22 protein-coding genes and 1 riboswitch are annotated in these 23811 nt (G+C 68.7%); of the genes, 12 read left to right on the top strand and 10 right to left on the bottom strand.

Features of this window, described 5'->3' with window-relative positions:
• Nucleotides 1-78: 78 nt before the first annotated feature.
• Complete coding sequence (locus QM774_RS03955; protein ID WP_414974645.1) at nucleotides 79-528, bottom strand: acyl-CoA thioesterase; 450 nt, start codon at nucleotides 526-528, stop codon at nucleotides 79-81.
• Between the two features lie 58 nt (nucleotides 529-586).
• Here QM774_RS03955 and QM774_RS03950 point away from each other — a divergent pair, with 58 nt between their 5' ends.
• Both QM774_RS03950 and QM774_RS03945 read left to right on the top strand, forming a co-directional pair.
• A complete protein-coding gene (locus QM774_RS03950) occupies nucleotides 587-1174 on the top strand; it encodes a GNAT family N-acetyltransferase (RefSeq protein WP_414974644.1) in 588 nt (195 codons plus the stop codon).
• Nucleotides 1175-1243: 69 nt separating this feature from the next.
• Nucleotides 1244-2797: an NAD(P)/FAD-dependent oxidoreductase gene (locus QM774_RS03945; protein WP_414974643.1), complete on the top strand. Its 1554-nt coding sequence runs from the start codon at nucleotides 1244-1246 to the stop codon at nucleotides 2795-2797.
• Nucleotides 2798-2806: 9 nt separating this feature from the next.
• On the opposite strand, the gene QM774_RS03940 is transcribed toward QM774_RS03945, so the two are convergent.
• Entirely contained in the window at nucleotides 2807-3217 is a 411-nt protein-coding gene (locus tag QM774_RS03940) for a PaaI family thioesterase (protein WP_414974642.1), read from the bottom strand.
• A gap of 268 nt (nucleotides 3218-3485) precedes the next feature.
• On the opposite strand from QM774_RS03940, the gene QM774_RS03935 reads away from it, so the two are divergent.
• From QM774_RS03935 to QM774_RS03890, 10 genes are all read left to right on the top strand, one after another.
• A complete protein-coding gene (locus tag QM774_RS03935; protein ID WP_414974641.1) occupies nucleotides 3486-3890 on the top strand; it encodes a BlaI/MecI/CopY family transcriptional regulator in 405 nt (134 codons plus the stop codon).
• A gap of 81 nt (nucleotides 3891-3971) precedes the next feature.
• Nucleotides 3972-4919: a M48 family metalloprotease gene (locus QM774_RS03930; protein ID WP_414974640.1), complete on the top strand. Its 948-nt coding sequence runs from the start codon at nucleotides 3972-3974 to the stop codon at nucleotides 4917-4919.
• Nucleotides 4920-4962: 43 nt separating this feature from the next.
• The gene (locus tag QM774_RS03925; RefSeq protein ID WP_414974639.1) at nucleotides 4963-6399 is read left to right on the top strand and encodes a GuaB1 family IMP dehydrogenase-related protein; all 1437 of its coding nucleotides are present in this window, start codon (nucleotides 4963-4965) and stop codon (nucleotides 6397-6399) included.
• 9 nt (nucleotides 6400-6408) lie between these two features.
• Entirely contained in the window at nucleotides 6409-7776 is a 1368-nt protein-coding gene (locus tag QM774_RS03920) for a hemolysin family protein (protein WP_414974638.1), read from the top strand.
• Nucleotides 7769-8848 carry a hemolysin family protein gene (locus QM774_RS03915; RefSeq protein WP_414974637.1) on the top strand — a complete coding sequence of 360 codons (1080 nt, stop codon included), beginning with the start codon at nucleotides 7769-7771 and terminating at the stop codon, nucleotides 8846-8848. The genes QM774_RS03920 and QM774_RS03915 overlap by 8 nt, the downstream gene beginning before the upstream one ends.
• Nucleotides 8845-9741: a 3-methyladenine DNA glycosylase gene (locus QM774_RS03910; protein ID WP_414974636.1), complete on the top strand. Its 897-nt coding sequence runs from the start codon at nucleotides 8845-8847 to the stop codon at nucleotides 9739-9741. The genes QM774_RS03915 and QM774_RS03910 overlap by 4 nt, the downstream gene beginning before the upstream one ends.
• 40 nt (nucleotides 9742-9781) lie before the next feature.
• Complete coding sequence (locus QM774_RS03905) at nucleotides 9782-11944, top strand: malate synthase G (protein ID WP_414974635.1); 2163 nt, start codon at nucleotides 9782-9784, stop codon at nucleotides 11942-11944.
• A 112-nt stretch (nucleotides 11945-12056) separates the two neighbouring features.
• Nucleotides 12057-13208, top strand: coding sequence for a hypothetical protein (locus QM774_RS03900; protein ID WP_414974634.1), 1152 nt, complete (start codon nucleotides 12057-12059; stop codon nucleotides 13206-13208).
• Between the two features lie 91 nt (nucleotides 13209-13299).
• Complete coding sequence (locus QM774_RS03895; protein WP_414974633.1) at nucleotides 13300-13803, top strand: flavin reductase family protein; 504 nt, start codon at nucleotides 13300-13302, stop codon at nucleotides 13801-13803.
• A complete protein-coding gene (locus tag QM774_RS03890) occupies nucleotides 13800-14258 on the top strand; it encodes a hypothetical protein (protein ID WP_414974632.1) in 459 nt (152 codons plus the stop codon). Before QM774_RS03895 ends, QM774_RS03890 begins: the two co-directional genes overlap by 4 nt.
• 19 nt (nucleotides 14259-14277) lie before the next feature.
• Here the strand turns inward: QM774_RS03890 and gcvP are convergent, their stop codons facing one another.
• The 8 genes from gcvP to secA2 all read right to left on the bottom strand — a co-directional run bounded on the left by gcvP (nucleotide 14278) and on the right by secA2 (nucleotide 23747).
• Entirely contained in the window at nucleotides 14278-17151 is a 2874-nt protein-coding gene (gcvP, locus tag QM774_RS03885) for an aminomethyl-transferring glycine dehydrogenase (RefSeq protein ID WP_414974631.1), read from the bottom strand.
• Between the two features lie 148 nt (nucleotides 17152-17299).
• A riboswitch (glycine riboswitch) is annotated at nucleotides 17300-17388 on the bottom strand.
• 78 nt (nucleotides 17389-17466) lie between these two features.
• Nucleotides 17467-18072 (bottom strand): MerR family transcriptional regulator, encoded by a 606-nt coding sequence (locus QM774_RS03880; RefSeq protein WP_414976584.1) that lies wholly within the window; start codon nucleotides 18070-18072, stop codon nucleotides 17467-17469.
• Nucleotides 18073-18369: 297 nt separating this feature from the next.
• Nucleotides 18370-18885: a bifunctional nuclease family protein gene (locus QM774_RS03875; RefSeq protein WP_414974630.1), complete on the bottom strand. Its 516-nt coding sequence runs from the start codon at nucleotides 18883-18885 to the stop codon at nucleotides 18370-18372.
• A gap of 44 nt (nucleotides 18886-18929) precedes the next feature.
• The gene (locus QM774_RS03870; protein ID WP_414974629.1) at nucleotides 18930-19610 is read right to left on the bottom strand and encodes a MerR family transcriptional regulator; all 681 of its coding nucleotides are present in this window, start codon (nucleotides 19608-19610) and stop codon (nucleotides 18930-18932) included.
• 81 nt (nucleotides 19611-19691) lie between these two features.
• On the bottom strand, nucleotides 19692-20135 hold the full coding sequence (gene garA, locus QM774_RS03865) for a glycogen accumulation regulator GarA (protein WP_414974628.1): 444 nt from the start codon (nucleotides 20133-20135) through the stop codon (nucleotides 19692-19694).
• A gap of 187 nt (nucleotides 20136-20322) precedes the next feature.
• Nucleotides 20323-20727, bottom strand: coding sequence for a glycine cleavage system protein GcvH (gcvH, locus tag QM774_RS03860; protein WP_414974627.1), 405 nt, complete (start codon nucleotides 20725-20727; stop codon nucleotides 20323-20325).
• 51 nt (nucleotides 20728-20778) lie between these two features.
• Complete coding sequence (locus QM774_RS03855; protein WP_414974626.1) at nucleotides 20779-21456, bottom strand: CDP-alcohol phosphatidyltransferase family protein; 678 nt, start codon at nucleotides 21454-21456, stop codon at nucleotides 20779-20781.
• Nucleotides 21453-23747 (bottom strand): accessory Sec system translocase SecA2, encoded by a 2295-nt coding sequence (secA2, locus tag QM774_RS03850; RefSeq protein ID WP_414974625.1) that lies wholly within the window; start codon nucleotides 23745-23747, stop codon nucleotides 21453-21455. Before secA2 ends, QM774_RS03855 begins: the two co-directional genes overlap by 4 nt.
• Nucleotides 23748-23811: the final 64 nt, after the last annotated feature.

Genomic DNA, 23811 nt, shown 5'->3' with positions numbered 1-23811 from the left:
CGGTATCGACATCGCGGTCGATCCTATCGGCGGGTGCCGACAGTCCGGTGCCGGACGCGCGGGCCGCCCGTGAGGCAGTCAGGCCCGGCGCCGGAACGGCACCGGATCGCCCACGTGCTCGTCGAGGACCGCACGCATGGCGGCCGGGATCTCGGCGCCACGGCCGGTGGACCTGTCGATGACGGTGAGGGTGGTCTCGGCGAGTGCTCCCGGGCCGCCGCCGGCCGGGCTCAGACGGCAGGCGAGGTCATAGGACTTGGTGCCGATCCGCGACACCCACACCTCGCACCGCGCAGGCTCCTCCGAGTAGTAGAGGGGCGCGGTGTATTCGAACTCCTGGCGGGCGACGACCACCGCGATCCCCTCCGGCCGCGGGCCCGGGAACCAGGCGGCGAAGGTACGCACCCGCGCTTCCTCGAACAGGCGCGCGGTCTGCACGTTGTTCACATGACGGTAGATGTCCTGGTCCGCCCACCGCAGGGCGATCTCGGCGACGTACGGTCCGCGGGAGGCTGCTTGATCCGACACGCCCAGCACGATATCGCTTCACCCGGAATCCTCGGTCGTCCGCCTCTAGGATGACGGTGTGCTGCTGAACACCCGCCGGCTTCTGCTGCGCCCGGTCGTCACCGGGGACGCGGAGCTGCTCGCCGCACTCGATTCCGATCCCGCCGTCATGCGTTTCGTGAGCGGCGGCGCCCCCACGGCTCTTCGCACGGTCACCGAGTGGGTGATCCCGCGCATGCAGGAGCAGCAGCGCGAGTACGGGACCGGCATGTGGACCGCGTTCGAACACGGCGACCGCCGATTCGCCGGATGGGTCCAGCTGCGCACCCCCCGCCACAGCCGTGCCGACGAACTTGAACTCAGCTACCGGTTCCGCCGCGAGGTGTGGGGACGCGGTCTGGTCACCGAGGCGGCGGCCGCCCTGATCGGCGCCACCTTCGACCGGAACCCGGCGACCCGGATCTTCGCCAGTACGCAGGTGGCTCACACCGCGTCCCGCGCGGTCCTGATGCGTCTCGGGATGCGTCTGGCGGCCGCCGCCGACGCCCGCGTGCTGACCGACCCGGAAGCCGACGTCGAGTACGAACTGCTCCGCGGGCACTGGCTCGCCACCCGAAGCCGCCATTCCGCCGGACACCTCACCGCCCAGGCCGACATGACGGCGTGACGGCGGCACGCTACCGTTGACAATCGAACGCCCGCGCCCGCGCGAAGCCCAGCCCGTCAGGAGTTCTCCATGCCATCGCACCCCGCCACCGAGACGCCTCGCCGCCGCCAGGTCGTCATCATCGGCTCGGGATTCGGAGGCCTGTTCGCCGCTCAGCGGTTGAAGAAGGCCGACGTCGACATCACGCTCATCGCGAAGACGACTCATCACCTGTTCCAGCCGATGCTGTATCAGGTCGCGACCGGCATCGTCGCCGAGGGCGAGATCGCCCCGGCGACGCGCGTGGTGCTGCAGAAGCAGAAGAACACCCGCACTCTGCTCGGCGAGGTCTTCGACATCGACGTCGACAAGAAGATCGTCCGCTCCCAGCTGCTGGAGCGGGTCACCGAGACCCCGTACGACGATCTGATCGTGGCGGCCGGTGCCAACCAGTCGTACTTCGGCAACGATCAGTTCGCCGAGTTCGCGCCCGGCATGAAGACCATCGACGACGCGCTGGAGTTGCGCGGTCGTGTCCTCGGTGCTTTCGAGCAGGCCGAGCTGTCCGACGACCCGGAGGAGCAGAAGAAGCTGCTGACCTTCGTGGTGGTCGGTGCCGGCCCGACCGGTGTGGAGCTGGCCGGTCAGATCGCGGAGATGAGCGACAAGACGCTGCGCGGCGCGTTCCGGAACATCGATCCGACGCAGGCCCGGGTGATCCTGCTCGACGCCGCGCCCGCCGTGCTGGCGCCGTTCGGCCCGAAGCTCGGCGAGAAGGCAGCGCACACCCTGGAGAAGCTGGGTGTGGAGATCCAGCTCAACGCGATGGTGACCGACCTGGACTACGACGGTCTGACCGTCAAAGACAAGGACGGCAGCACCCGCCGTATCGAGAGCCAGTGCAAGGTGTGGTCGGCCGGCGTGCAGGGCAGTGAGCTCGGCAAGGTGCTCGCCGACCGCACCGGCGTGGAGCTCGACCGTGCCGGCCGGGTCAAGGTGGGTCCGGATCTGACTCTCCCCGGTCAGCCGAACATCTTCGTGGTCGGCGACATGATGGCCGTCGACGGCGTGCCGGGTGTGGCCCAGGGTGCGATCCAGGGCGGCCGCTACGCCGCCGATGCGATCAAGGCCGAGATGAAGGGGCAGACGCCCGATCAGCGGGCTCCGTTCAAGTACTTCGACAAGGGTTCGATGGCGACGGTGTCGCGCTTCAGCGCCGTCATGCAGGTGCCGATTCCGGGCACCAGCAAGAAGTTCGAGACCTCGGGCTACTTCGCCTGGCTCGGCTGGCTGGCCCTGCACCTGGTCTACCTGGTCGGCTTCCGCAACCGCCTGAACACGCTGATCAACTGGTTCTTCGCGTTCAGCACGCGGGGCCGCACCCAGCTGGCGATCACCGAGCAGCAGGTCTACGCGCGCAGTGCTCTGACCGAGCTGTCGTATCTGGAGCGTCTGCGTCTGGAGGGCGGCGCCAAGAACGGCAAGGCCGTCGACGGTCCGCTCGATCAGATCACCGACGCCGAGATCGGCAAGGGCGGCGCCGCACAGAAGGCCGTCGCCGCCAAGACTCCGGCCAAGAAGACCGCGAAGAAGGCCGCCAAGAAGACGGCTGCCCCGTCGAAGTCGACCGAGAAGACCGGCTAGGCCGCCTGATCAGGCGGGTGGAAGGTTCTGCAGCCGGACCCGCGATTGGGCGATCAGCCGACCGTCGTCGTCGGTCATGTCGACCTGCCAGAGCTGCTGCCGCCGGCCCCGGTGGATCGGCGTGGTCGCGATGTGCAACACGCCCTCGCTGACCGACCGCAGGAAGTCGGTGCTGTTGTTGGCGCCGACCGCGTGCCCGCCCAGCCCCTGCTCCTGGAGCCACAGGAAGCCGCTGATGCTGGCGGTGCTCTCGGCGACGGCGCAGTAGGTTCCGCCGTGGACGATGCCGAACGGCTGGTGCAGGTCGGGCGTGATCGGCAGACGTGCGGTCACACCGTCGCCGTCGGCCGTCAGGATCTCGGTGCCCAGCACGCCGTCCAGACCCTTGCCGTCGAATTGCTTCACATCGATGTCAGCCATGTCTCCGAGACTGCCACACGTGTCCCGTCGCGGAGACGACGATGGCCTCCCGCCGCCGTTTCCGGCGCCGGGAGGCCATCGCCTCTGGATCGGGGGTCTCTGCAGCCCTCAGGACACTCACGCGATCCGTGACTAGAAAGATAGGCTATCCTTACCTCAGTGTCAAATCCGGTCCGCACCGGTGCCGACGACCAGACCGGGAACAACCGGTCGCCTTCGGACGTTGGACGTATGACACGACCGATGAGCAGTGGAGAACGGGCGTAGAATGAAGAAGATGAACGGTCTCGGCGATCTCGAACGCGCCGTCATGGACACCCTGTGGGCCAGCTCGGAGCCGCAGACTGTCCGACAGGTGCATGCAGAACTCTCTCGGAGTCGATCCCTGGCGTACACCACCGTGATGACCGTCCTTCAGCGTCTCACCAAGAAGGACCTGGTCTCGCAGATCCGCGACGACCGTGCGCACCGGTACACCGCCACCCGGCCCCGCGAGGATCTCGTCGCCAGCTTGATGGTGGACGCTCTGCGTGGCGCCGACGCTCCGGCGTCCCGGCACGCCGCGCTGGTGTCCTTCGTCGGACGGGTCGGCGCCGATGAGGCGGCCGCCCTGCGCGAGGCACTCGACGAACTCGAGGCCTCCGAATCCGCGGTATCCGGCCCGAGGGGTTAACCACCCCCGCCGACACGACGTATCCTGGAGGTCGAGTCCGGCCCGGACTCGCCACTGACGTCGACGACCTGCGAGGAAAGCATGACCGCGCTGCTGTTCGGCATCCTCACCGTCGCTCTCGTCGGCCCCATCCCCGAAGCGCTCGCCCGCGCCGAGTGGCCCCTGTACGCTCCGCGTGCCGCGATGGCCCTCTGGCAGTCGATCGCCCTGGCCGCCGTCCTCTCCGCCTTCAGCACCGGGTTGGCGATCGCCGCGAACCTGCTCGCCCCGGGCCCGGACGGAACTCCCACCACCACTCCCCTCGCCGAGATCGAACGCCTGGGCGTGGTCACCTGGACCGTGTACGTGGCGGTCTTCGCCCTGACCCTGTTCGTCGGCGCACGACTGCTGTTCACCACCTTCCGCGTCGCGGTGCGCACTCGTGCGCGCCGGCGCCGGCATCGCGCCTTGATCGACGTCCTCGACCATGCGGATCTGAGGTCGATCGGCGCCGGCGACATCCGCGTCCTGCAGGTCGACACTCCGATGGCGTTCTGCGTGCCGGGTCTGCATTCGCGGGTCGTCCTCAGTGACGGCGTACTCGATCGGCTCACCGCGGAACAGTTCGCCGCGGTCGTCGAACACGAACGCGCCCACCTGCGCGCCCGCCACGACCTCGTGCTCGAGGCCTTCGTCGCGCTGCACGCCGCATTCCCCCGGTTCGTGCGGTCGTCCTCGGCCCTGTCCGCGGTGGCGCTGCTGATCGAGGCGCTGGCCGACGATCAGGCCGTGCACGCCACAGACCGCCGGACCGTCGGCCGGGCACTGGTCGCCTGCGCCGACGCCACCGCGCCGTCCGGTGCGCTCGCCGTCGGCGGGCCGACCACGGTCCGCCGGATCCGCAGGCTGTCCCGCCAGCGGTCGGCGCAGATCTCCCAGCGGCGCCTCTCGGTGACCGCGTACTCCCTGGCCGCCGCACTGCTCGTCGTGCCGACGCTCGCCGTCGCGGTGCCGTGGATGACCGAACTCCATCGACTGCTTCAGCCCTGACCGCAGCACACCCCCGACATCCGATGAAGGAGTAGACGCGCCCGTGCGTTTCCTGGAAGGGCATCAGCCCGATCACGACCTGACCTACGACGATCTGTTCATCGTTCCGAACCGCTCGGACGTGGCCTCCCGCTTCGACGTCGACATCTCGACGCACGACGGCACCGGCACCACGGTTCCGCTGGTGGTCGCGAACATGACCGCGATCGCCGGCAAGCGGATGGCCGAGACCGTCGCCCGCCGCGGCGGTCTGGTCGTGTTGCCGCAGGACGTGCCGATCGACGCCGCGGCGGACACGATCGCGTTCGTCAAATCCCGTGACCTGGTCGCCGACACCCCGGTCACGCTCGGCCCGGACGACCTGATGGCGCACGCGCAGGCGCTCATCCCGAAGCGGGCGCACGGGTACGCCGTGGTCGTCGACGACGGCCGGCCGGCCGGCCTGATCCCCCGAGCCGCCGAGGGACACGACATCGACATGTTCACCGATCTGCGGTCGACGATGATCCCGATTCCGGTGACCCTGCCGGCAGGCACCGCGCCGCGTGAGGTCTTCGACACCCTCACCGACGCGAACGCCGACCTGGCGGTGCTGGTGAACGACGACGGTTCGCTGCGGGGAGTCCTCACCCGGGTGGGCGCTCTGCGCGCCGGGATCTACCAGCCGAACGTCGACGACGAGAACCGGCTGCGGGTGGCCGCAGCCGTCGGCATCAACGGTGACGTGGTCGGCCGTGCGAAAGCGCTCGCCGAGGCCGGCGCGGATCTGCTGGTGGTGGACACCGCCCACGGTCATCAGGTGAAGATGCTGTCCGCTCTGGAGGCGGTCGCCGGCGCCGATCTCGGTCTGCCGATCGCCGCCGGCAACGTGGTGTCCGGCGACGGCGCGCGCGATCTGATCAGTGCCGGCGCGAACATCGTGAAGGTGGGCGTCGGCCCCGGCGCCATGTGCACGACCCGGATGATGACCGGTGTCGGCCGCCCCCAGTTCTCCGCGGTCGCCGAATGCGCGTCCGCCGCCCGGGAGAAGGGTGCGTCGGTGTGGGCGGACGGCGGTATCCGCCATCCGCGCGACGTCGCACTGGCCATCGCCGCCGGCGCCTCCAACGCGATGATCGGTTCCTGGTTCGCCGGCACCTACGAGTCGCCCGGCGACCTCCACCACGACTCGCACGGCGAGTACAAGGTCAGCTTCGGCATGGCGTCCAAGCGTGCGGTCAAGGCCCGCTCGTCCGCCGACGAGGCCTACGACCGCGCCCGGAAGAGCCTGTTCGAGGAGGGCATCTCCAGCTCGCGGATCCGGATCGATCCGGAACGCCCGAGCGTCGAGGACCTCATCGACCACATCTGCTCGGGTGTCCGCAGCACCGCCACCTACACCGGGGCGCGCAGCCTGGAGGAACTCCACGACAAGGTCGTGCTGGGTGTCCAGTCGGCGGCCGGCTTCGCCGAAGGCCGCCCCTTGCCCGGAGGCTGGTGACCCCGGCACGTGGACATACTCCTGATCGTCGGGAAGCTGGCCGGCTTCCTCGCGCTCACCGTGGGCACGGCGCTGTTCGTGGCCGCCGAGTTCTCCCTGACCGCACTCGAGCGGTCGACGGTCACCGACGACCTCGTGCGGCGCGACGATCGCCGCGCAAGAGCGGTCGATCGGGCACACCGCTCGTTGTCGTTCCAGTTGTCCGGCGCCCAGCTGGGCATCACGATCACCACCCTGATCACCGGTTATCTCGCCGAACCGGTACTGGCGCAGCTTCTCGATCCGCTGCTGCATCGGTGGGGACTGCCCGACGGCACCGCCACCTGGGTGACGCTGATCCTCGCGCTGGTGATCGCCACCTCGTTGTCGATGGTGCTCGGTGAGCTGTTCCCGAAGAACCTCGCCATCGCCCGGCCGCTGGGCACCGCCCGCGCCACCGCCGGCCCCATCGTCGCGTTCTCGGCGTTCTTCGCCCCGGCCATCCGTGGTCTGAACGGCGCCGCGAACGCGATCGTCCGCCGTCTGGGCATCGAACCCACCGAGGAGCTCGGGTCGGCGCGGTCGGCGGCCGAGCTCGGCGCACTGGTGCGCAACTCGGCCCTGTCGGGCGTGCTGGACGCCGACACCGCGACCCTCGTCGACCGGTCGCTGCGCTTCGGTGACCGCACCGCCGACGAACTCATGACACCGCGTGTGCGGGTCCGGTCCCTCGAACCCGGTGACAGCGTGCGCGATCTGATCTCCGCGGCCGCGGACAGCGGGCATTCCCGCTTCCTGGTCGCCGAGGACGGCGACCTCGACAACCTGCTGGGCGTAGTGCACATCAAGCAGGCGTTCACCGTCCCGGCCCACGCCTACGAGACCACTCCCCTCCGGTCGATCGCCCGTCCGGTGACCCGCGTACCCGGGAGCCTGGACGGCGATGCGGTGATGGAACGCATCAAGGCCGACGGCCTGGAGATCTGCGTGGTGGTCGACGAGTACGACGGCACCGCCGGACTGGTGACCTCCGAAGACCTGATCGAGGAGATCCTCGGCGACGTGACCGATGAGCACGACCGCGAGGAGTCCGTCGTCGCGCGGGTGGGCAACGGATTCCGGTGCGCCGGACTGCTGCGCACCGACGAGGTCGCCGACGCGGTGGGCTACCGAGCCCCGGACGGCGCCTACGAGACCCTCGGCGGCCAGATCATGTATCTGCTCGGGCGGATCCCGGCGGTCGGCGACATCGTCGATCTGCCCGGACGCGACACCGGCGCCGACGCCGACGAGTCGGCGACGCGCTGGCGGGCGACGGTCGAGGCGATGGACGGTCGCCGAGTCGACACGGTCTGGCTGACCCCCATCGAGACGACCGCGGGTGAGCGCGATGGGTGACGTCTGGGCCGTCCTGCTGACGGTGCTGCTGCTGGCGTTGAACGCGTTCTTCGTCGGCGCCGAGTTCTCACTGATCGCAGCCCGGCGTGATCGCCTCGTCGCCCTCGAGGAGAGCGGCAAGAAGCGGGCGCGCACGGTCATCGCCGCCTCCGAGAAGCTCGGCCTCATGCTCGCCGGCTCGCAGCTGGGCATCACGATCTGCTCGATCCTGCTCGGCCGGATCGGTGAACCGGCCATCGCGCACCTGATCGAGCACCCGCTGCACCTGCTGCACGTTCCGCACGGCCTGCTGCATCCGATCGCGTTCACCATCGCGCTGATCCTGGTGGTGATCCTGCACATCCTCCTCGGCGAGATGGTGCCGAAGAACATCGCCCTGGCCGGGCCCGAGCGTGCCGCCATGCTTCTGGTGCCGGTGCATTCGTGGTTCCTGCGGCCGATGCGCCCGATCATCTGGTTCTACAACGCACTGGCCAACGGCATGCTCCGCCTCATGCGGATCCAGCCGAAGGACGAGCTCGCCTCGACGGTGACCGAGACCGAGCTCGCGCAGATGATCGGTGAGTCCCGTGACCTCGGCCTGCTCGACGCCGAAGAGCATGAGCGGCTGACCCGGGCGTTGACAACCGTCGAGCGGACGGCCGGCGAGGAGATGATCCCGTTGCGCGACGTCCGCACCGTGCAGGTCAGCGCCGACGAGCGCAGCGGCCGTCTCGGACCGACCCTGGACGCGGTCCAGACCGCGGTGAAGGAGACCGGCTTCTCCCGGTTCCCGGTCGTCGGCCTGGACGGTTCCTATATCGGCTACCTGCACCTCAAGGACGTGCTCGGGGACATCCTGGACGAGACGTGCGACGAGGACGGCATCGTCGGATCCGACAAGATCCGGCCGCTTCCCCGTATCGCGATGGCCACTCCGCTCGACGAGGCCAGCGTCATGATGCGCCGAGCCAGCAGTCATCTCGCCGCGGTCGTCGACACGACCGGCACGATCGTCGGTGTGCTGGCGCTGGCCGATCTGGCCGAAGCGTTCGTCGGCAACGTGCAGGACACCACCCACCGGATCGGATGACCCAGACCCTGCCCCGGGAGGTGTGGACGGCTCGCGCGGCCGCCCACACCGAACGCATCGAGGGGCTGATCGGCCCGTATCTGGAGGCGCGTCGGCGTGGCGAGAAGCACCCGGTGATCGATTTCCTGTTCACCTACTACGCGACTCGGCCGACGCAGCTGCTGCGCTGGCATCCGGGGTTCGGTGCCGTGCTCGACGGCGTCGTCGCCGGCGACGACTACGCCGGCTTGCAGGCCTATCGCCCGGCCGGTGTCGGCGCGGTCACGGTGTCGGAGGACGTTCTCCAGCGGCACCGCGACCTCCTTCAGGTGATTGACGCGCTCCTGACGGCCACCGCGTCCCGGCCCGCCCGGTTCGGTTGCTTCGGCCTGCACGAGTGGGCCATGGTCTACCGGACCGACGACACCCGCCACCCGGTTCCGCTGCGTCTGGGACCCGAAGGCACCGACGCGGTGGTCGAGTCGATGCCGCTGCGCTGCACCCACTACGACGCGTTCCGTTTCTTCACCCCGCAGGCCCGCCCGCTCAACGCGACCACACTGAGCCGCGACGTCCAGGCCGAGCACGAACAGCCCGGCTGTCTGCACGCGACGATGGACCTCTACCGGTTCTGTCTCCGGCTCGGTCCGCTCGTGGCCGGCGAGTTGCTCGCCGATGCCTTCGCCCTGGCCCTGGACGCGCGCACCCTCGACATGTGTGCGAGCCCCTACGACTTGACGTCCTTCGGCTACCCGCCCGTCCGGGTCGAGACACCCGACGGACGGTCCGAATACCTGCGCCGTCAGACCGCTCTCGCACAGCGCGGTACAGCGCTGCGCAGCCGCGTGCTGACGGCCTGCCGGACACTCCTGGAAGCGGCCGGTCCCGCGCGGAATCCCGCTGGAACCCCCTAGTACCATCGACTCATCACCACAGGGTCACAGAAGGGTTGTCATGACTGATCGCGTCAACGTCGAGGGTTTGCAGGTCGACAAGGTTCTCTACGACTTCGTGAACGACGAGGCCCTGCCCGGCACGGGTGTCGACCCGGACGCCTTCTGGTCCGGTGCCGCCTCCGTCTTCAAGGACCTGGCTCCGAAGAATCGTGAACTCCTGAAGGTCCGTGACGACCTGCAGTCGAAGATCGACGACTGGCATCGCAGCCATGACACCATCGATCCGGCCGCGTACCAGGCCTTCCTGAAGGAGATCGGCTACCTGGTCGAGCCGCCCGCCGATTTCGAGATCACCACGTCGAACGTCGACGACGAGATCGCGAACATCCCCGGCCCGCAGCTGGTGGTCCCGGTCCTCAACGCCCGCTTCGCACTGAACGCCTCGAACGCCCGCTGGGGTTCGCTGTACGACGCGCTGTACGGCACCGACGCCATCCCGGAGACCGACGGCGCCGAGAAGGGCACCTCGTACAACAAGGTCCGCGGTGACAAGGTGATCGCCTTCGCCAAGGCCTTCCTCGATCAGGCCGTGCCGCTGGAACAGGGCAGCCACGCCGACGCCACCAAGTACGTCGTCGACGGCGACACCGTGACGGTCACCGTCGACGGTGCGGACACCACGTTCGCGGATCCGGATGCCTTCGTCGGATACACCGGCGATCCGTCGAACCCGGCCTCGATCCTGCTGGTCCACCACGGCCTGCACATCGACATCCTGTTCGATCCGTCGTCGCCGGTGGGTTCCACCGACAAGGCCGGCATCAAGGACGTCGAACTCGAGTCCGCGGTCACCACGATCATGGACTTCGAGGATTCGGTCGCAGCCGTCGACGCCGAGGACAAGGTCCTCGGGTACCACAACTGGCTGGGCCTCAACAAGGGTGACCTGGCCGAAGAGGTCAGCAAGGGCGGCAAGACCTTCACCCGCACGCTGAACCCGAACCGCACCTACACCGCGAAGGACGGCTCGGAGCTGGAGCTGCACGGCCGTTCTCTGCTGTTCGTCCGCAACGTCGGCCACCTCATGACCAACCCGGCCGTCCTGGACGCCGACGGCAACGAACTCCCCGAGGGCATCCTGGACGCCCTGGTCACGTCGGCGATCGCCATTCACGGCATGAGCCCGGAAGGCCTGCAGAACTCGCGCACCGGCTCGGTGTACATCGTGAAGCCGAAGATGCACGGCCCGGACGAGGTCGCCTTCACCGCCGAGCTGTTCGGCCGCGTCGAGGACGTCCTCGGCCTGCCCCGCAACACCCTCAAGGTCGGCATCATGGACGAGGAGCGCCGCACCACCGCCAACCTGAAGGCCGCGATCAACGCCGCCTCCGAGCGCGTCGTGTTCATCAACACCGGCTTCCTCGACCGCACCGGCGACGAGATCCACACCTCGATGGAGGCCGGACCGATGGTCCGCAAGGGCGACATGAAGTCGCAGACGTGGATCAAGGCCTACGAGGACTGGAACGTCGACACCGGTCTGGCCGCCGGTCTGCAGCACAAGGCGCAGATCGGCAAGGGCATGTGGGCCATGCCCGACCTGATGCACGACATGCTCGAGCAGAAGATCGCGCACCCGCTGGCCGGCGCCAACACCGCGTGGGTGCCGTCTCCGACCGCCGCGACCCTGCATGCCCTGCACTACCACGAGGTGGACGTGTTCGAGCGTCAGGACGAGATCGCCAAGCGCGAGCCGGCCAAGCTCGAGGACATCCTGACCATCCCGCTCGCCGAGAACCCGAACTGGACCGACGAGGAGAAGCAGGAGGAACTGGACAACGACTGCCAGTCGATCCTGGGCTACGTCGTCCGCTGGATCGATCAGGGCGTCGGCTGCTCGAAGGTGCCCGACATCCACGACATCGGTCTGATGGAGGACCGTGCCACCCTGCGCATCTCCAGCCAGCTCCTGGCGAACTGGCTGCGCCACGGCATCGTCAGCGAGGACGACATCGTCGCCGCACTCAAGCGGATGGCACCGGTCGTCGACCGCCAGAACGCCGGCGATCCGAACTACACGCCGATGGCGCCGGACTTCGACGGCATCGCGTTCAATGCGGCGAAGGAGCTGATCCTGCAGGGTGCCGCGCAGCCGAGCGGCTACACCGAGCCGATCCTGCATCAGGCACGTCGGGACTACAAGGCCGCCAACAAGGCCTGAGTTTCACCGTAAAGTGTAGATCGAGCCCAGGCCGGGTGGCCTGGGCTCGATCTGTCATCGTGGGGAGAAGGGACGCACTGTGGGGATCCACGACCGGAAACGAAACCGTCAGGTGGTCAGCCGGCCACTGCTGGGCGGTGCGCTGACGATCATCCTGATCGCCGCGATCGTGGTCGCCTGGTTCGGTCTGGGCCGCAAGATCGACGATCAGACGCAGCCGGCCACCGATGCGTCGGCCTGTCTCGAGGGCCGCGCCGACGTGCCGATCATCGCCGACCCGGGCGTCGCTCCGGGGTTGGAGAAGATCGCCGCCGCCTACAACGCGACCCGGCCGGTGGTCCGTGATCATTGCATCACCATCGCGGTCCGGCCGGGCGATGCGAAGGCCACGCTCGATGCGCTGGACGCGAAGACCTGGGATGCCGCCTCGAACGGCGCCCGGCCGGCCGCGTGGATCCCCGAGTCGTCGGTCTGGCTCGCGACCCTGCAGACCGAGAAGCCGGATGCCATCGCCGGGGCCGCCGATTCGCTCGTCTACTCCCCTGTCGTCTACGCGGTGCGCAACGAGATGGCCGAGGCCGCCCAGGGACGCGTCCGCTGGGATCAGATGGCCGAGCTGACCTACGCGTCGGCGTTCGAGGCCTACGGTCACACCGACATCACCGGATCGGCCCGCCTGGCGATGCCGCAGGGACCGCAGTCCGATGCGACCGCGGTCGCCGCTCAGGCCTATGCCACCGCGACGGCCGGCGGCAAGCTGACCGAGGCCGCGGCGACCGGCGACGAGATCCAGGGCGGGCTGCACCAGCTGATGCTGACCACCTTCACGGCCGGTGACGGCACCGAGGAGGGCATCGTGAAGGCGATCGGCGACTACCCGGACATGGACGCCGCCAAGGTGCGTTCGGTGCCGATCAGCGAGCAACGACTGTACGTCGCGACCAAGGACGACACCGAGAAGAAGGTGTCGATCATCCGTCCGAAGGGGGCGACCCCGAGTCTGGACTACCCGGTGATCGCTCTGGCCGGCGACGTGCCGGCCGAGGCGTCGGACGCGGTCTCCGAGTTCTTCACCTTCGCGCGGAAGCCGGAGCAGATGAAGGTGCTCACCATGATGGGCTTCCGTGGCGACGGACCGCTGCCGGAGGCCACCGCGACGGTCGACTTCCCGAAGATCGAGGACCGGATGCCCACGCCTGATCCGGCGGCCTCGGTGGCGATCACGAGGGTCGTCCTGCCGTCGGCGGCACCGACCCGGAAATAGTCGCCCGAGCGGTCGTCTCCGCGCCGCCCGGGTTGAAATCGTCGCGCGCACAACGGTTGCCGCACCGGGGGCCGGAGACGAGTCTGGTCGCATGACTTCGACTCTTCCCGCCCTCGATCCGGCCGCATTGCGCCGCGCGTTCGCGCACGTCCCGTCGGGGCTGGTCACGGTGGCCGCGCTCGCTGAGGGCGGCCCCGTCGGTTTGATCGCGTCGTCGTTCACCTCGGTGTCGTTGGAACCGGCGCTGGTGTCGGTCAACATCGGCATAGGCTCGACCACGCTGCCGGCGCTGAGCCGCCGGACTGTGTGGGGTATCAGCGTCCTGGCCGACGATCAGGGGCCGGTGACCGAGGCGTTCCGGCGTCCGTCGGCCGAGCGATTCGACGACATCTCCTGGTCGGCCTCACCGGACGGTGCGGTCCATCTCGACGGTGCCGCGGCGACGTTCACCGCCGCACTCGATCGCCTGATCCCGGCCGGCGACCACGTGATCGCACTGCTCGCCGTGCAGGACCACCGCAGCGATCCGGCTGCGGGACCGCTGGTGTTCCACCGGAGCCGGTTGCGCCGACTCGATCGGGAGGACCTCCGATGAGCGCCGCTCCGGCACCGCTGAGGCTCGCGATCGTCACACCGGCCGGCGGGTGGGTGGAACTGACCGGCCCTGCGGCGACAGTCGGCGACGTCCATCGTCTGCGCGTCGGCAGTCTCTCGGATGCGGCCCGGCTGGCCGCCGCGTCGGCGCGCCCCGCGTTCGTGGACGTCGACGTCCTGCTGTCCGGATCGGTGAATCAGGCGTTCCTCGAATTCACCGACCGGCATCCCGAATGGTCGCCGGGCGCACGGGCCGACGCGATCGTCCATCCCGGCACCGTGGCGACGCTGGCCGGACTCCTGTGGGACGTCTGGGCGGCGCAGGTGGCCGACGGCGTCACCCTGCTGTCCGATGACCCCGAATCACTTCTGGACCGGCTGGTCGACGACGTGATCCCGCTGCTGCATTCGCGCGGCCTGCCGATCGACCTCGGCGCCCCGGCTCCCGCCGCCTGATCCGGCTCGCCCGGGCCGGCTACTCGGCGAAGGCCTCGATCGACGGGCAGCTGCACACCAGGTTGCGGTCGCCGTAGGCCTGATCGATCCGGCGCACCGGCGGGAAGACCTTCGGACGGGCACCGGCCGACGGCAGACCCTGCGGGTACACCGCGGTCATCCGGTCGTACGCCTTGTCCCACTCGCCCGCCAGGCACTCGGCGGTGTGTGGGGCTCCGGCGAGAGGATTGTCGTCGGCGGGCCACGTGCCGTCGGCGACCTTCCCGATCTCGCCGCGGATGGCGATCAGCGCCTCGATGAAGGCGTCGAGCTCGGCGAGGTTCTCGCTCTCGGTCGGCTCCACCATCAGGGTGTCGGCGACCGGGAAGCTCATCGTCGGCGCATGGAAACCGTAGTCGGCGAGCCGCTTGGCGACGTCGTCGACGCTGACACCGGTGTCCTTCTTCAGGTCACGCAGATCCAGGATGCACTCGTGGGCGACCCACCCGTTCTCGTCGGTGTAGAGCACCGGGAAGTACTCGTCGATCCGGCGGGCGATGTAGTTGGCCGAGGCGATGGCCGTCAGGGTGGCCGCGCGCAGACCGTCGGCGCCCATCATGGCGATGTAGGCGTAGGTGATCGGCAGGATCGAGGCCGAACCGTACGGTGCCGCCGAGATGGTGATGCCGGTGTCCGGCAGCTCGCCGGCGAGCGGATGGCTCGGCAGGAACGGCGCCAGATGCTCACGCACCGCCACCGGGCCCACACCCGGTCCGCCGCCGCCGTGCGGAATGCAGAACGTCTTGTGCAGGTTCAGGTGGGAGACGTCGCCACCGAAGCGACCCGGACGAGCCAGGCCGACCAGCGCGTTCAGGTTGGCGCCGTCGACGTACACCTGGCCGCCGGCGTCGTGCACCGCGGCGCAGATGTCGGTCACCTCGTGCTCGAACACGCCGTGCGTCGACGGGTAGGTGATCATGATGGCCGCGAGGTTCTCGGCGTTCTCGGCGATCTTGGCGCGCAGATCGTCGGTGTCGACGTCGCCGTTCTCCCGGGTGCCGACCACCACGACGCGCATACCCGCCATGACCGCGGAGGCGGCGTTGGTGCCGTGAGCGCTCGACGGGATCAGGCACACGTCGCGCTGGTCGTCGCCGCGGGCCAGGTGGTACTTGCGGATCGCCAGCAGACCGGCGTACTCGCCCTGTGAGCCCGCGTTGGGCTGCAGGCTGACACGGTCGTAGCCGGTGATGGCGGTCAGCCAGTCCTCCAGCTGGGTGATCAGCTCGCGGATGCCGGCGGTGTCGGACAGCGGGGCGAACGGGTGCAGACCGCCGAACTCGGGCCAGGTGATGGCCTCCATCTCGGTGGTCGCGTTGAGCTTCATGGTGCATGAGCCGAGCGGGATCATGCTGCGGTCCAGCGCGATGTCCTTGTCCGACAGCATGCGCAGGTAGCGCAGCATGGCGGTCTCGGTGCGGTGCAGGTGGAACGCCGGGTGCGTCAGGTATTCGCTGCTGCGGTTCTCGATGTCCGCAGCGAAGTCCGCCGGTGACGCCTGACCCGCACCGAAGGCCTCCAGGACGGCGCTCACGTCGTCGTCGGTGGTGGTCTCGTCGCAGGCGATGCCCACATGGTCGGCGTCGATCTGACGCAGGTTGATGCCGCGCTCCTTGGCGGCGGCGACCACCCGGGCGGCCTTCCCCGGCACGGTGACCGTGATGGTGTCGAAGAACGAGTCGTGCAGCACGGTCACGCCGGCACCGGTGAGGCGCTCGGCCAGGGTGACGGCATGCTGGTGGACGCGGCGCGCGATGATCCGCAGACCGGACGGACCGTGGTACGACGCGTACATGGCGGCCAGGACGGCGAGCAGAACCTGCGCGGTGCAGATGTTGCTGGTGGCCTTCTCGCGACGGATGTGCTGCTCACGGGTCTGCAGTGAGAGCCGGTAGGCCAGGTTGCCGTCGGCGTCCTTGGAGACGCCGACCAGACGTCCCGGGAGCTGACGGGTCAGCTTGGTGTGCACGGCCAGGTATCCGGCGTGAGGACCGCCGAAGCCCATCGGCACGCCGAAGCGCTGCGTGGTGCCGAAACAGGCGTCGGCGCCCTGCTCGCCGGCCGGGGTGATGAGCGTCGCCGCGAGAAGGTCCGCGCCGACCGCGACCAGCGCGCCGCGCTCATGGGCGGCGGCGATGATCGGGGCGGCGTCGACGATGCGACCGCTGGCGCCGGGCACCTGCAGCACCACACCGAAGAACTCGCCCTCGGGCAGTCCGGCATCCGGCGCCGACGGATCCAGGTCGGCTTCGATCACCTCGATACCGAGGGGCTCGGCACGGGTGTCGATGAGGGCGCGGGTCTGCGGGAACAGGTCGGTGTCGACCACCAGACGGGGCGACTTCGAGTTGCCTGCGCGACGCAGGAGGGTCATCGCCTCGGCGGCGGCCGTCGCCTCGTCGAGCATCGAGGCGTTGGCGACCTCCATCCCGGTCAGGTCGGCGACCATGGTCTGGAAATTCAGGAGCGCTTCGAGACGGCCCTGACTGATCTCCGGCTGGTAGGGGGTGTACGCCGTGTACCAGGCCGGGTTCTCCAGGATGTTGCGCTTGAGGACGGCGGGGGTGTGGGTGTCGTAGTAGCCCAGGCCGATCATGCTGCGGTCCACCACGTTGCGGTCGGCCAGTTCCCGCAGGCGACCGATGGTCTGAACCTCGGTCAGCGGGGCGTCCAGGGCCGACAGCGCGCCGTCGGACTCGGCGATGGCCTCCGGAACGACGCGCTCGGCGAGCTCGTCCAGCGACGACAGCCCGAGAACCTCGAGCATGCGCGCCAGTTCGGCGCCGTCGGGGCCGAGGTGTCGGGAGACGAACTCGGCTTCGGGCAGGGAGACGGGGAACACGGGGACCGACATGGGGTGCGCCTTCACTCGCGGTCCGGCATGCGCCGGACTAGGGCCCTCCCCCTCTGTCGTGCCGCGGAGCGGCGCCTGAGAGATTCGGCGTGCGGGACGCCTTTCACCGTGGGCGGCCGGGCGGACCCGGCACTTTCCAGAGACGCCGGCAGATGCTGCGGTCCGGGTGCCTGAGAGTTTGACGGAGAGGTGTTGCTCCTTCGGCGGCCGCGAACGGCTCTCTCCCGCAGTACAGCGGCGTGCGCTCAGTGTACCGGCGGAAACGATCCTCGACCGCATCCGCCGGCGGTGACATACCCCACCGGGCGCCGGGGTCTAACCGGTCGCGCGAGTGCGGTTCTTGCGGCGTGCCGCGAGTTCGTCTTCGGGGGCCTCTTCGGCGACGCCGCCGTCGGCGCGCTCGCCCGGGAAGTCGGCGATGGTGCCGGTCAGCTCGCGCATGGCGCCGGCCACCGCGATGCCGAACACGCCCTGACCGCCCTGGAGGAGGTCGACGACCTCTTCGGCCGACGTGCACTCGTACACGGTGGCGCCGTCGGAGAACAGGGTGATGCGGGCGAGGTCCTCGACGCCGCGCTGTCGGAGGTGATCGACGGCCACACGGATGTTCTGCAGGGAGATGCCGGTGTCGAGCAGACGCTTGACGATCTTGAGGACCAGGATGTCCTTGAAGGAGTACAGCCGCTGGCTGCCCGAGCCGGCGGCACCGCGGATCGACGGCACGACCAGCGAGGTCCGGGCCCAGTAGTCGAGCTGACGGTAGGTGATGCCGGCGATCTGGCAGGCGCTGGGGACGCGGTAGCCGACGAGTTCGTCGGGCACGGTGTCGTTGGGGAACAGTCCCGGCGCGATGTCGTCGAGTCCACCCTGCACGGGCTCGGTCACGGCGTCATCGATCGTGGTCTGTCCGGCGGGACGCAGATCGGACGGCTGATCGCCCACGGTATCTCCCTTACGCAACTCGGACCCTTCGGTACGGTCCTCGTCCGAGGATACTCCGCCAGGTCGCTTTCCAGTAGGTGCCGCGTGCACCGGCTGCTGCCCGTGCTGCGACGTCGTGTCTGAAACTAGGGCCGCCGACGTGCGGGAACAACGCGACACACGGGTAAATCTCAACCTTAAGTTCAGGTGTAGGCCAATGGTGACCGGGCCGAGACCACTCCGTTACCAAAGTGGCTGATGTTACTTATGTGACTGGTGTGAAAGATGTGACTTGTGTCAGGCCGGGTTCTCGGGACCCAGGAAGTCCTCCGGCGACACCTGATCGAGGAACTCACGAAACGCTTCGAGGGCCTCTTCGCTGTCGGCGCCCTCGTCGTCGGCGTCCCGGGGAGCCTCCTCCTCGGGCATCAGCAGACCGGCGTCGTCGAGGACCTCGTCGGTCGCCACGATCGGCGCGCCGAACCGCATCGCCACCGCGATCGCGTCCGACGGCCTCGCCGACACCTCGACCCCGGAATCGAACACCATCTCGGCGTAGTAGGTGCCCTCCTGGACGTCGACGATCTTCACCTGGGTGAGCTTCTGATCGAACGCTTCACAGAGGTTGACGATCAGGTCGTGCGTGAGAGGCCGGGGCGCTTCGATTCCGCGCTGCTGCAAGGCGATCGACGCCGCCTCGCTCTGACCGATCCAGATCGGCAGGTACCGCTCACCGGTCTCCTCCCGAAGCAGAAGAACCGGCTGATTCTGCGGGGGCTCCACCCGGATTCCGACGACTCGCATCTCACCCATCGCTCACCCCTCTCCCGGGCCGGACGGGTGCCGGCGCCGGACGCTCAGTCGAGAACGCCGCGGACCGCGGCCTTCACCAACTGAGTATGCAATGTCACCGAGAGCGCCGCCATCTCGCGGATCAGCTCCTCGGCGCGATCGCGCGCACCGGTCCCCCGGCCTTTCGCGATGGGACCGGCGACCTGAGCCACCAGGCCGGCCTCCCGATCGGCGCTCACCTTGAAGGCACGCAGATGACGGGTCTCCAGACCGAAGTTCGCGAGCGCCGCCGCCGCCTCGACCAGACGGACCGCATCCTCGTCGAAGAACCCGCCGGGCCCCGACGACAGAAGGCTGTTGCGCATCAACTCGGTGATGAACGCCGCATCCACGCCGGTCCGCTCGATCAGCACCTCACGGGACACCCGACCGCCGCGTTCGGAGAAGTCGGTCGCCGGGGCCACCGCACTCCGCGCCGACGAGAGCATCGCCGGACCGGTGGCCTCACCGGTCTGCGCGTCCATGTCGTCGAGCTGCTCACGGATCACCTTGAGCGGCAGATAGCGGTCACGCTGGGCCGTCAGGACGAAGCGCAGACGCTGCACGTCCGCATCGCTGAACCGGCGGTAGCCCGACGGCGCGCGTTCGGGAGTGACCAGACCCTCCGACTCGAGGAACCGGATCTTCGAGATCGTGACGTCCGGAAAGTCCTCCCGGAGCACGTTCAGCACCGCGCCGATCGACATGGGCCGATCACCGGCGCGGTCGCCTCCCGGGCGCCCCGCTTCGGAGCGCGCTGCAGATCCCGTCACTGTGGTCGCCAGGTCCTACTCTCCGGCGCGCGGGCCGGACAGGAACACCAGGCGGAACTTGCCGATCTGGACCTCGTCACCGTTGCTGAGCGCGGCGTCGTCGACCGGCTCGCGGTTGACGTAGGTGCCGTTCAGCGAGCCCACGTCCACGACCTTGAAATCGTTGTCGGCGACACGGAACTCGGCGTGACGACGGCTGACCGTCACGTCGTCCAGGAAGATGTCGCTGTCCGGATGCCGGCCGGCCGACGTGGTCGGCTGGTCCAGCAGGAAACGCGAGCCCGCATTCGGGCCGCGCTTGACCACCAGCAGAGCGGTGCCCGGGAGCAGTCGCTCCACACCGGTGTCGGCGGGTTCGGGAGACGTCGCGGGGGCGTCGATCTCCTTGATGAAGTCTTCACGGAAGACCGAAGTGGTCTCCACCGGGGCTTCAAAACCGTCGTCGTTACCGCTCACCACAACTCCTTAGCCGGCCTGCCGAAGCGGCCGATCGCACAAAAATTCACTGCGAACGCCTCTCGTCATCGAGTGCGCTCGCGGGCAGCATCTCTCACTAGAGAAACTACCGGGTCTCCCCCGCCTCCGTCAGCACTCCTGCCGACGAGGAAGGAAATTTGGATCCTATCGTTACCGACGGCGCTCGCCGTCAGTCGCTGATGACGGCGCGGTAGCCCGCGGCGTCGAGCAGATCGCCGAGAACAGCGTCCAGATCGACGTCGTCGGCGACGGTGATCTCACACAGCCAGCCGTCACCGTACGGATCGGAATTGACCAGTTCCGGCGACGCCTCGAGGGCGTCGTTGACGGCCGAGACCGTGCCGTTCAGGGGGCCGTAGATGTCCGAGACGCTCTTGTGCGACTCGACTTCGGCGAACGACTCGTTCTCCTCGACCTCGCTGTCGACCTCGGGCAGCTGCACGAAGACGACGTCGTTGAGCGCCTGCTGCGCGTAGTCGGTGACACCGACGCGGACCGTGAGGGAGCCGGTCTTCCGGATCCACTCGTGCTCCTTGGTGTACCGCAACTCCTCGGGGATCTGCGTGTCAGTCAACGTGTCACCTTTCTCGGGGCCGATTCGGTGAGAATCGCTCTGGGGAGAACTCTATCCGGAGGCGCCCGGACCCGGGCGGCCGGGCCGACTCTCTTCGGCGGCCGCCGGCGCCTCGCCCACGCGCGGCATCCGCCGCATCACCGACACGGTCTGGATCCAGTACAGGATCAACGACCACACGTACATGCCGACGCCCCAGATCAGGAACGCCCAGCCGACCGGATAGAAGACGGTGCCGACCCAGCCGTCGAGCTGACCGGCCAGAATCCACGGGAAGGCGCTCATCAGCGCGAACGTCGCCGCCTTACCGATGTACAGGGTCGGCAGCGCCAGCACGCCACGTGTCCGCAGCAACGGCGCGGTCGCGAACAACAGGACCTCACGGGCCAGGATCAGGCCGATGATCCACCACGGCACGTAGTGCTTGAGGCCGAAGCAGATCGGGATGACGACGATGTAGAGCCGGTCCGCCGCCGGATCGAGCAGCGCGCCCAGCTTCGACGACTGTCCCAGCCAGCGGGCCAGTTTGCCGTCGAGCCAGTCCGACAGACCGGAGACGAACAGGATCACGAACGCCCAGCCCGGAGAATCGGCTCCGAGCAGCACCCAGACGAACACCGGGACCAGCAGCAGCCGCAGCACGCTGATCGCATTCGGCACCGTCCAGATCGCATCGGGTGCGGTGCTCCCGGCGGCCTCGGACTCGTTCCGGGCGCCGCCCTCGGTCATCGGAAGATGCCGACGATGCCCTGCATCGCCTGCGAGCCGGCGGAGAACTGATTCTGGTGCACCAGGTAGGTCCACGTCATCGTCGAACGACGCAGGTCCGCGGCATCCAGATCCACCCCGTCGGCGGTGATCGGCAGCGTGCGGAACGACTCCCGTGCCGCCTGCTGCGCTTCATCGAGGATCTTGGTGAACTCGGCGAAGATCAGCTTGTGGAACTCCTCGAGGGGGCTCTGCTGCCCCAGGGCCCGCAGATGGATGCTGGCCTGCACGTCGGCCACGTACGCGAGGTGGTCCGCCCACGCCCGGTCCAGGTGATACAGCACGATCTGCCGGGCGGCCTCCCCGATGACGTCGTCCGGCACGCCGTCGGCTTCCAGCTCCGCCCAGCGCTCGGGCTCCTGCTCCTTCATCTCGTCGGCGGCCACATCGGTCTTGAGGACCTGCATGCGGCGCCGCACGATGGCCTCGCGCTGCTCGTTGACCTGCTTGTTGTACGCCCAGGTGTTGGAGTGCAGGGTCAGCATGGCGCCCTCGGCGACGCGCTGCGCCTGCTCGACGGTCTCCACGCCCTTCGGGCCCATCAGGCCGTCCGCGGAATCCGAATGCGGCTCGCGCTTGAGATCGCCGTACTTGGTGACCAGGGGATCCTCCAGGCTGGAGAAGAAGATCGACGTTCCCGGGTCGCCCTGTCGGCCGGCGCGTCCGCGGAGCTGGTTGTCGAGCCGCTCGGTCTCGTACCGGCCGGTGCCGACCACGCAGAGACCGCCGAGGTCGAGGACCTCCTGGCGGGCGGCGTCGTCACCGTCCGATCCGCCGAGACGGATGTCGGTACCGCGGCCGGCCATCTGCGTCGACACGGTCACCGCATCCTTGCGGCCCGCCTCGGCGATGATCGCGGCCTCCTCGGCGTCGTTCTTGGCGTTCAGCACCACCGCGCTGACCCCGGCGCGTTCCAGGAAGTAGGCGAGCTCCTCGGACTGGGCGACGTCGTGCGTGCCGATGAGGATCGGCTGGCCGGTCTCGTGGGTCTTGGCGACGTAGTCGACGACCGCCTCCACCTTGTTGGCCTTGGTGTCGTACACCTTGTCCGGCTCGTCGATGCGGATGTTCGGCTTGTTCGGCGGGATCTGCGACACCTGCAGGTCGTAGAACTGGCGGAACTGTTCACCGGCGGCGATCGCGGTGCCGGTCATGCCGGCGATGTGCGGGTAGCGGCGGATGAGCGCCTGCACGGTGATCGTGTCGATCACCTCGCCGGCCTCCGTCAGCGGCAGCCCCTCCTTGTACTCGACGGCGGCCTGGACGCCGTCCGGCCAGCGCTGCAGCCGTGCGACACGGCCGCGCGAGGCGTTGATCAGGTGCACGCCGTTGTCGCGGACGATGTAGTCGATGTCGCGTTCGAGCAGGTAGTAGGCGTACAGGGCGACGTTGACGTCCACCAGGGTGCTGCCGACGTGCTCGTCGTCGTACAGGTTGATCCCGCCGAGGGTCTTCTCGATGAACTCGGCGCCCTCATCGGTGAGCGCGACGTTGCGGCCGTCGGGGTCCACCTCGTAGTGCTTCTTCTTCGAATGCGCGACGACGTCGTAGATGGCGCTGTTCGGGATGGCGGCCGGAGTGGCGCCGGCCAGGATCAGCGGCACCAGCGCCTCGTCGACCAGCACCGAGTCGGCCTCGTCGACGATCGCGACGTCGGGGGTCGGCGACACCAGTTCGTCGGCGGTGGTCGCGAGCTGGTCGCGCAGCACGTCGAAGCCGATCTCGTTGACCGAGCCGTACGTGACCTTGCTGCCGTACGCGGCCTGACGCTCAGCGCGCGTGGAGTTCTCCGAGATCGACCCGACGGAGACGCCGAACAGCTCGTAGAGCGGCTTCATCCAGTTCGCGTCGCGATCGGCGAGGTAGTCGTTCACCGAGATGACGTGCACGGAGTGGCCCTGCAGCGCGTACCCGATCGCCGCGATCGCACCGGCGAGCGTCTTGCCTTCACCGGTCGCCATCTCGACCACATCGCCCTCGAGCATGCGGAGCGCACCCTGCAGCTGGACGTCGAACGGCGTCTGGTCGAGCGCCCGCTTGCCGCCTTCGCGCGCCATGGCCAGGAAGCGGGTCCGTCCGCCCTCGGTCTCGACCTTGAGGTCGGCGGCCTCCTTCGCGAAGTCGGCGTCGGACAGTCCGGCCGCCCACTCGTCGTCCTCCGCGGAGGCGTCGATCAGCGCGACCGACTTCGTCTGGTTCCGGGACGACTGCGCACCCAGTGCACGCCACATCGCATTCGAGAACTTACCCACCGGTGAATCCCACTCCTCATGTCTCGATCCCGGCACGCTGCGCGCCCGGGAGGAATCGTGATCT

Origin of the sequence: Gordonia sp. (in: high G+C Gram-positive bacteria), assembly GCF_047600565.1 — a bacterium.
GTDB lineage: Bacteria > Actinomycetota > Actinomycetes > Mycobacteriales > Mycobacteriaceae > Gordonia.
The sequence above is the reverse complement of the archived record's forward strand: the minus strand, read 5'-3'. Positions and strand labels throughout refer to the sequence as shown.

Excerpts from the sequence above, each read along its gene's own strand:
- QM774_RS03945 (WP_414974643.1), top strand. The coding sequence starts at position 1,244 with ATGCCATCGCACCCCGCCACCGAGACGCCTCGCCGCCGCCAGGTCGTC.
- QM774_RS03940 (WP_414974642.1), bottom strand. The coding sequence starts at position 3,217 with ATGGCTGACATCGATGTGAAGCAATTCGACGGCAAGGGTCTGGACGGC.
- QM774_RS03935 (WP_414974641.1), top strand. The coding sequence starts at position 3,486 with ATGAAGAAGATGAACGGTCTCGGCGATCTCGAACGCGCCGTCATGGAC.
- QM774_RS03930 (WP_414974640.1), top strand. The coding sequence starts at position 3,972 with ATGACCGCGCTGCTGTTCGGCATCCTCACCGTCGCTCTCGTCGGCCCC.
- QM774_RS03915 (WP_414974637.1), top strand. The coding sequence starts at position 7,769 with ATGGGTGACGTCTGGGCCGTCCTGCTGACGGTGCTGCTGCTGGCGTTG.
- QM774_RS03910 (WP_414974636.1), top strand. The coding sequence starts at position 8,845 with ATGACCCAGACCCTGCCCCGGGAGGTGTGGACGGCTCGCGCGGCCGCC.
- QM774_RS03905 (WP_414974635.1), top strand. The coding sequence starts at position 9,782 with ATGACTGATCGCGTCAACGTCGAGGGTTTGCAGGTCGACAAGGTTCTC.
- QM774_RS03895 (WP_414974633.1), top strand. The coding sequence starts at position 13,300 with ATGACTTCGACTCTTCCCGCCCTCGATCCGGCCGCATTGCGCCGCGCG.
- QM774_RS03890 (WP_414974632.1), top strand. The coding sequence starts at position 13,800 with ATGAGCGCCGCTCCGGCACCGCTGAGGCTCGCGATCGTCACACCGGCC.
- gcvP (WP_414974631.1), bottom strand. The coding sequence starts at position 17,151 with ATGTCGGTCCCCGTGTTCCCCGTCTCCCTGCCCGAAGCCGAGTTCGTC.
- QM774_RS03875 (WP_414974630.1), bottom strand. The coding sequence starts at position 18,885 with ATGGGTGAGATGCGAGTCGTCGGAATCCGGGTGGAGCCCCCGCAGAAT.
- QM774_RS03870 (WP_414974629.1), bottom strand. The coding sequence starts at position 19,610 with ATGTCGATCGGCGCGGTGCTGAACGTGCTCCGGGAGGACTTTCCGGAC.
- QM774_RS03855 (WP_414974626.1), bottom strand. The coding sequence starts at position 21,456 with ATGACCGAGGGCGGCGCCCGGAACGAGTCCGAGGCCGCCGGGAGCACC.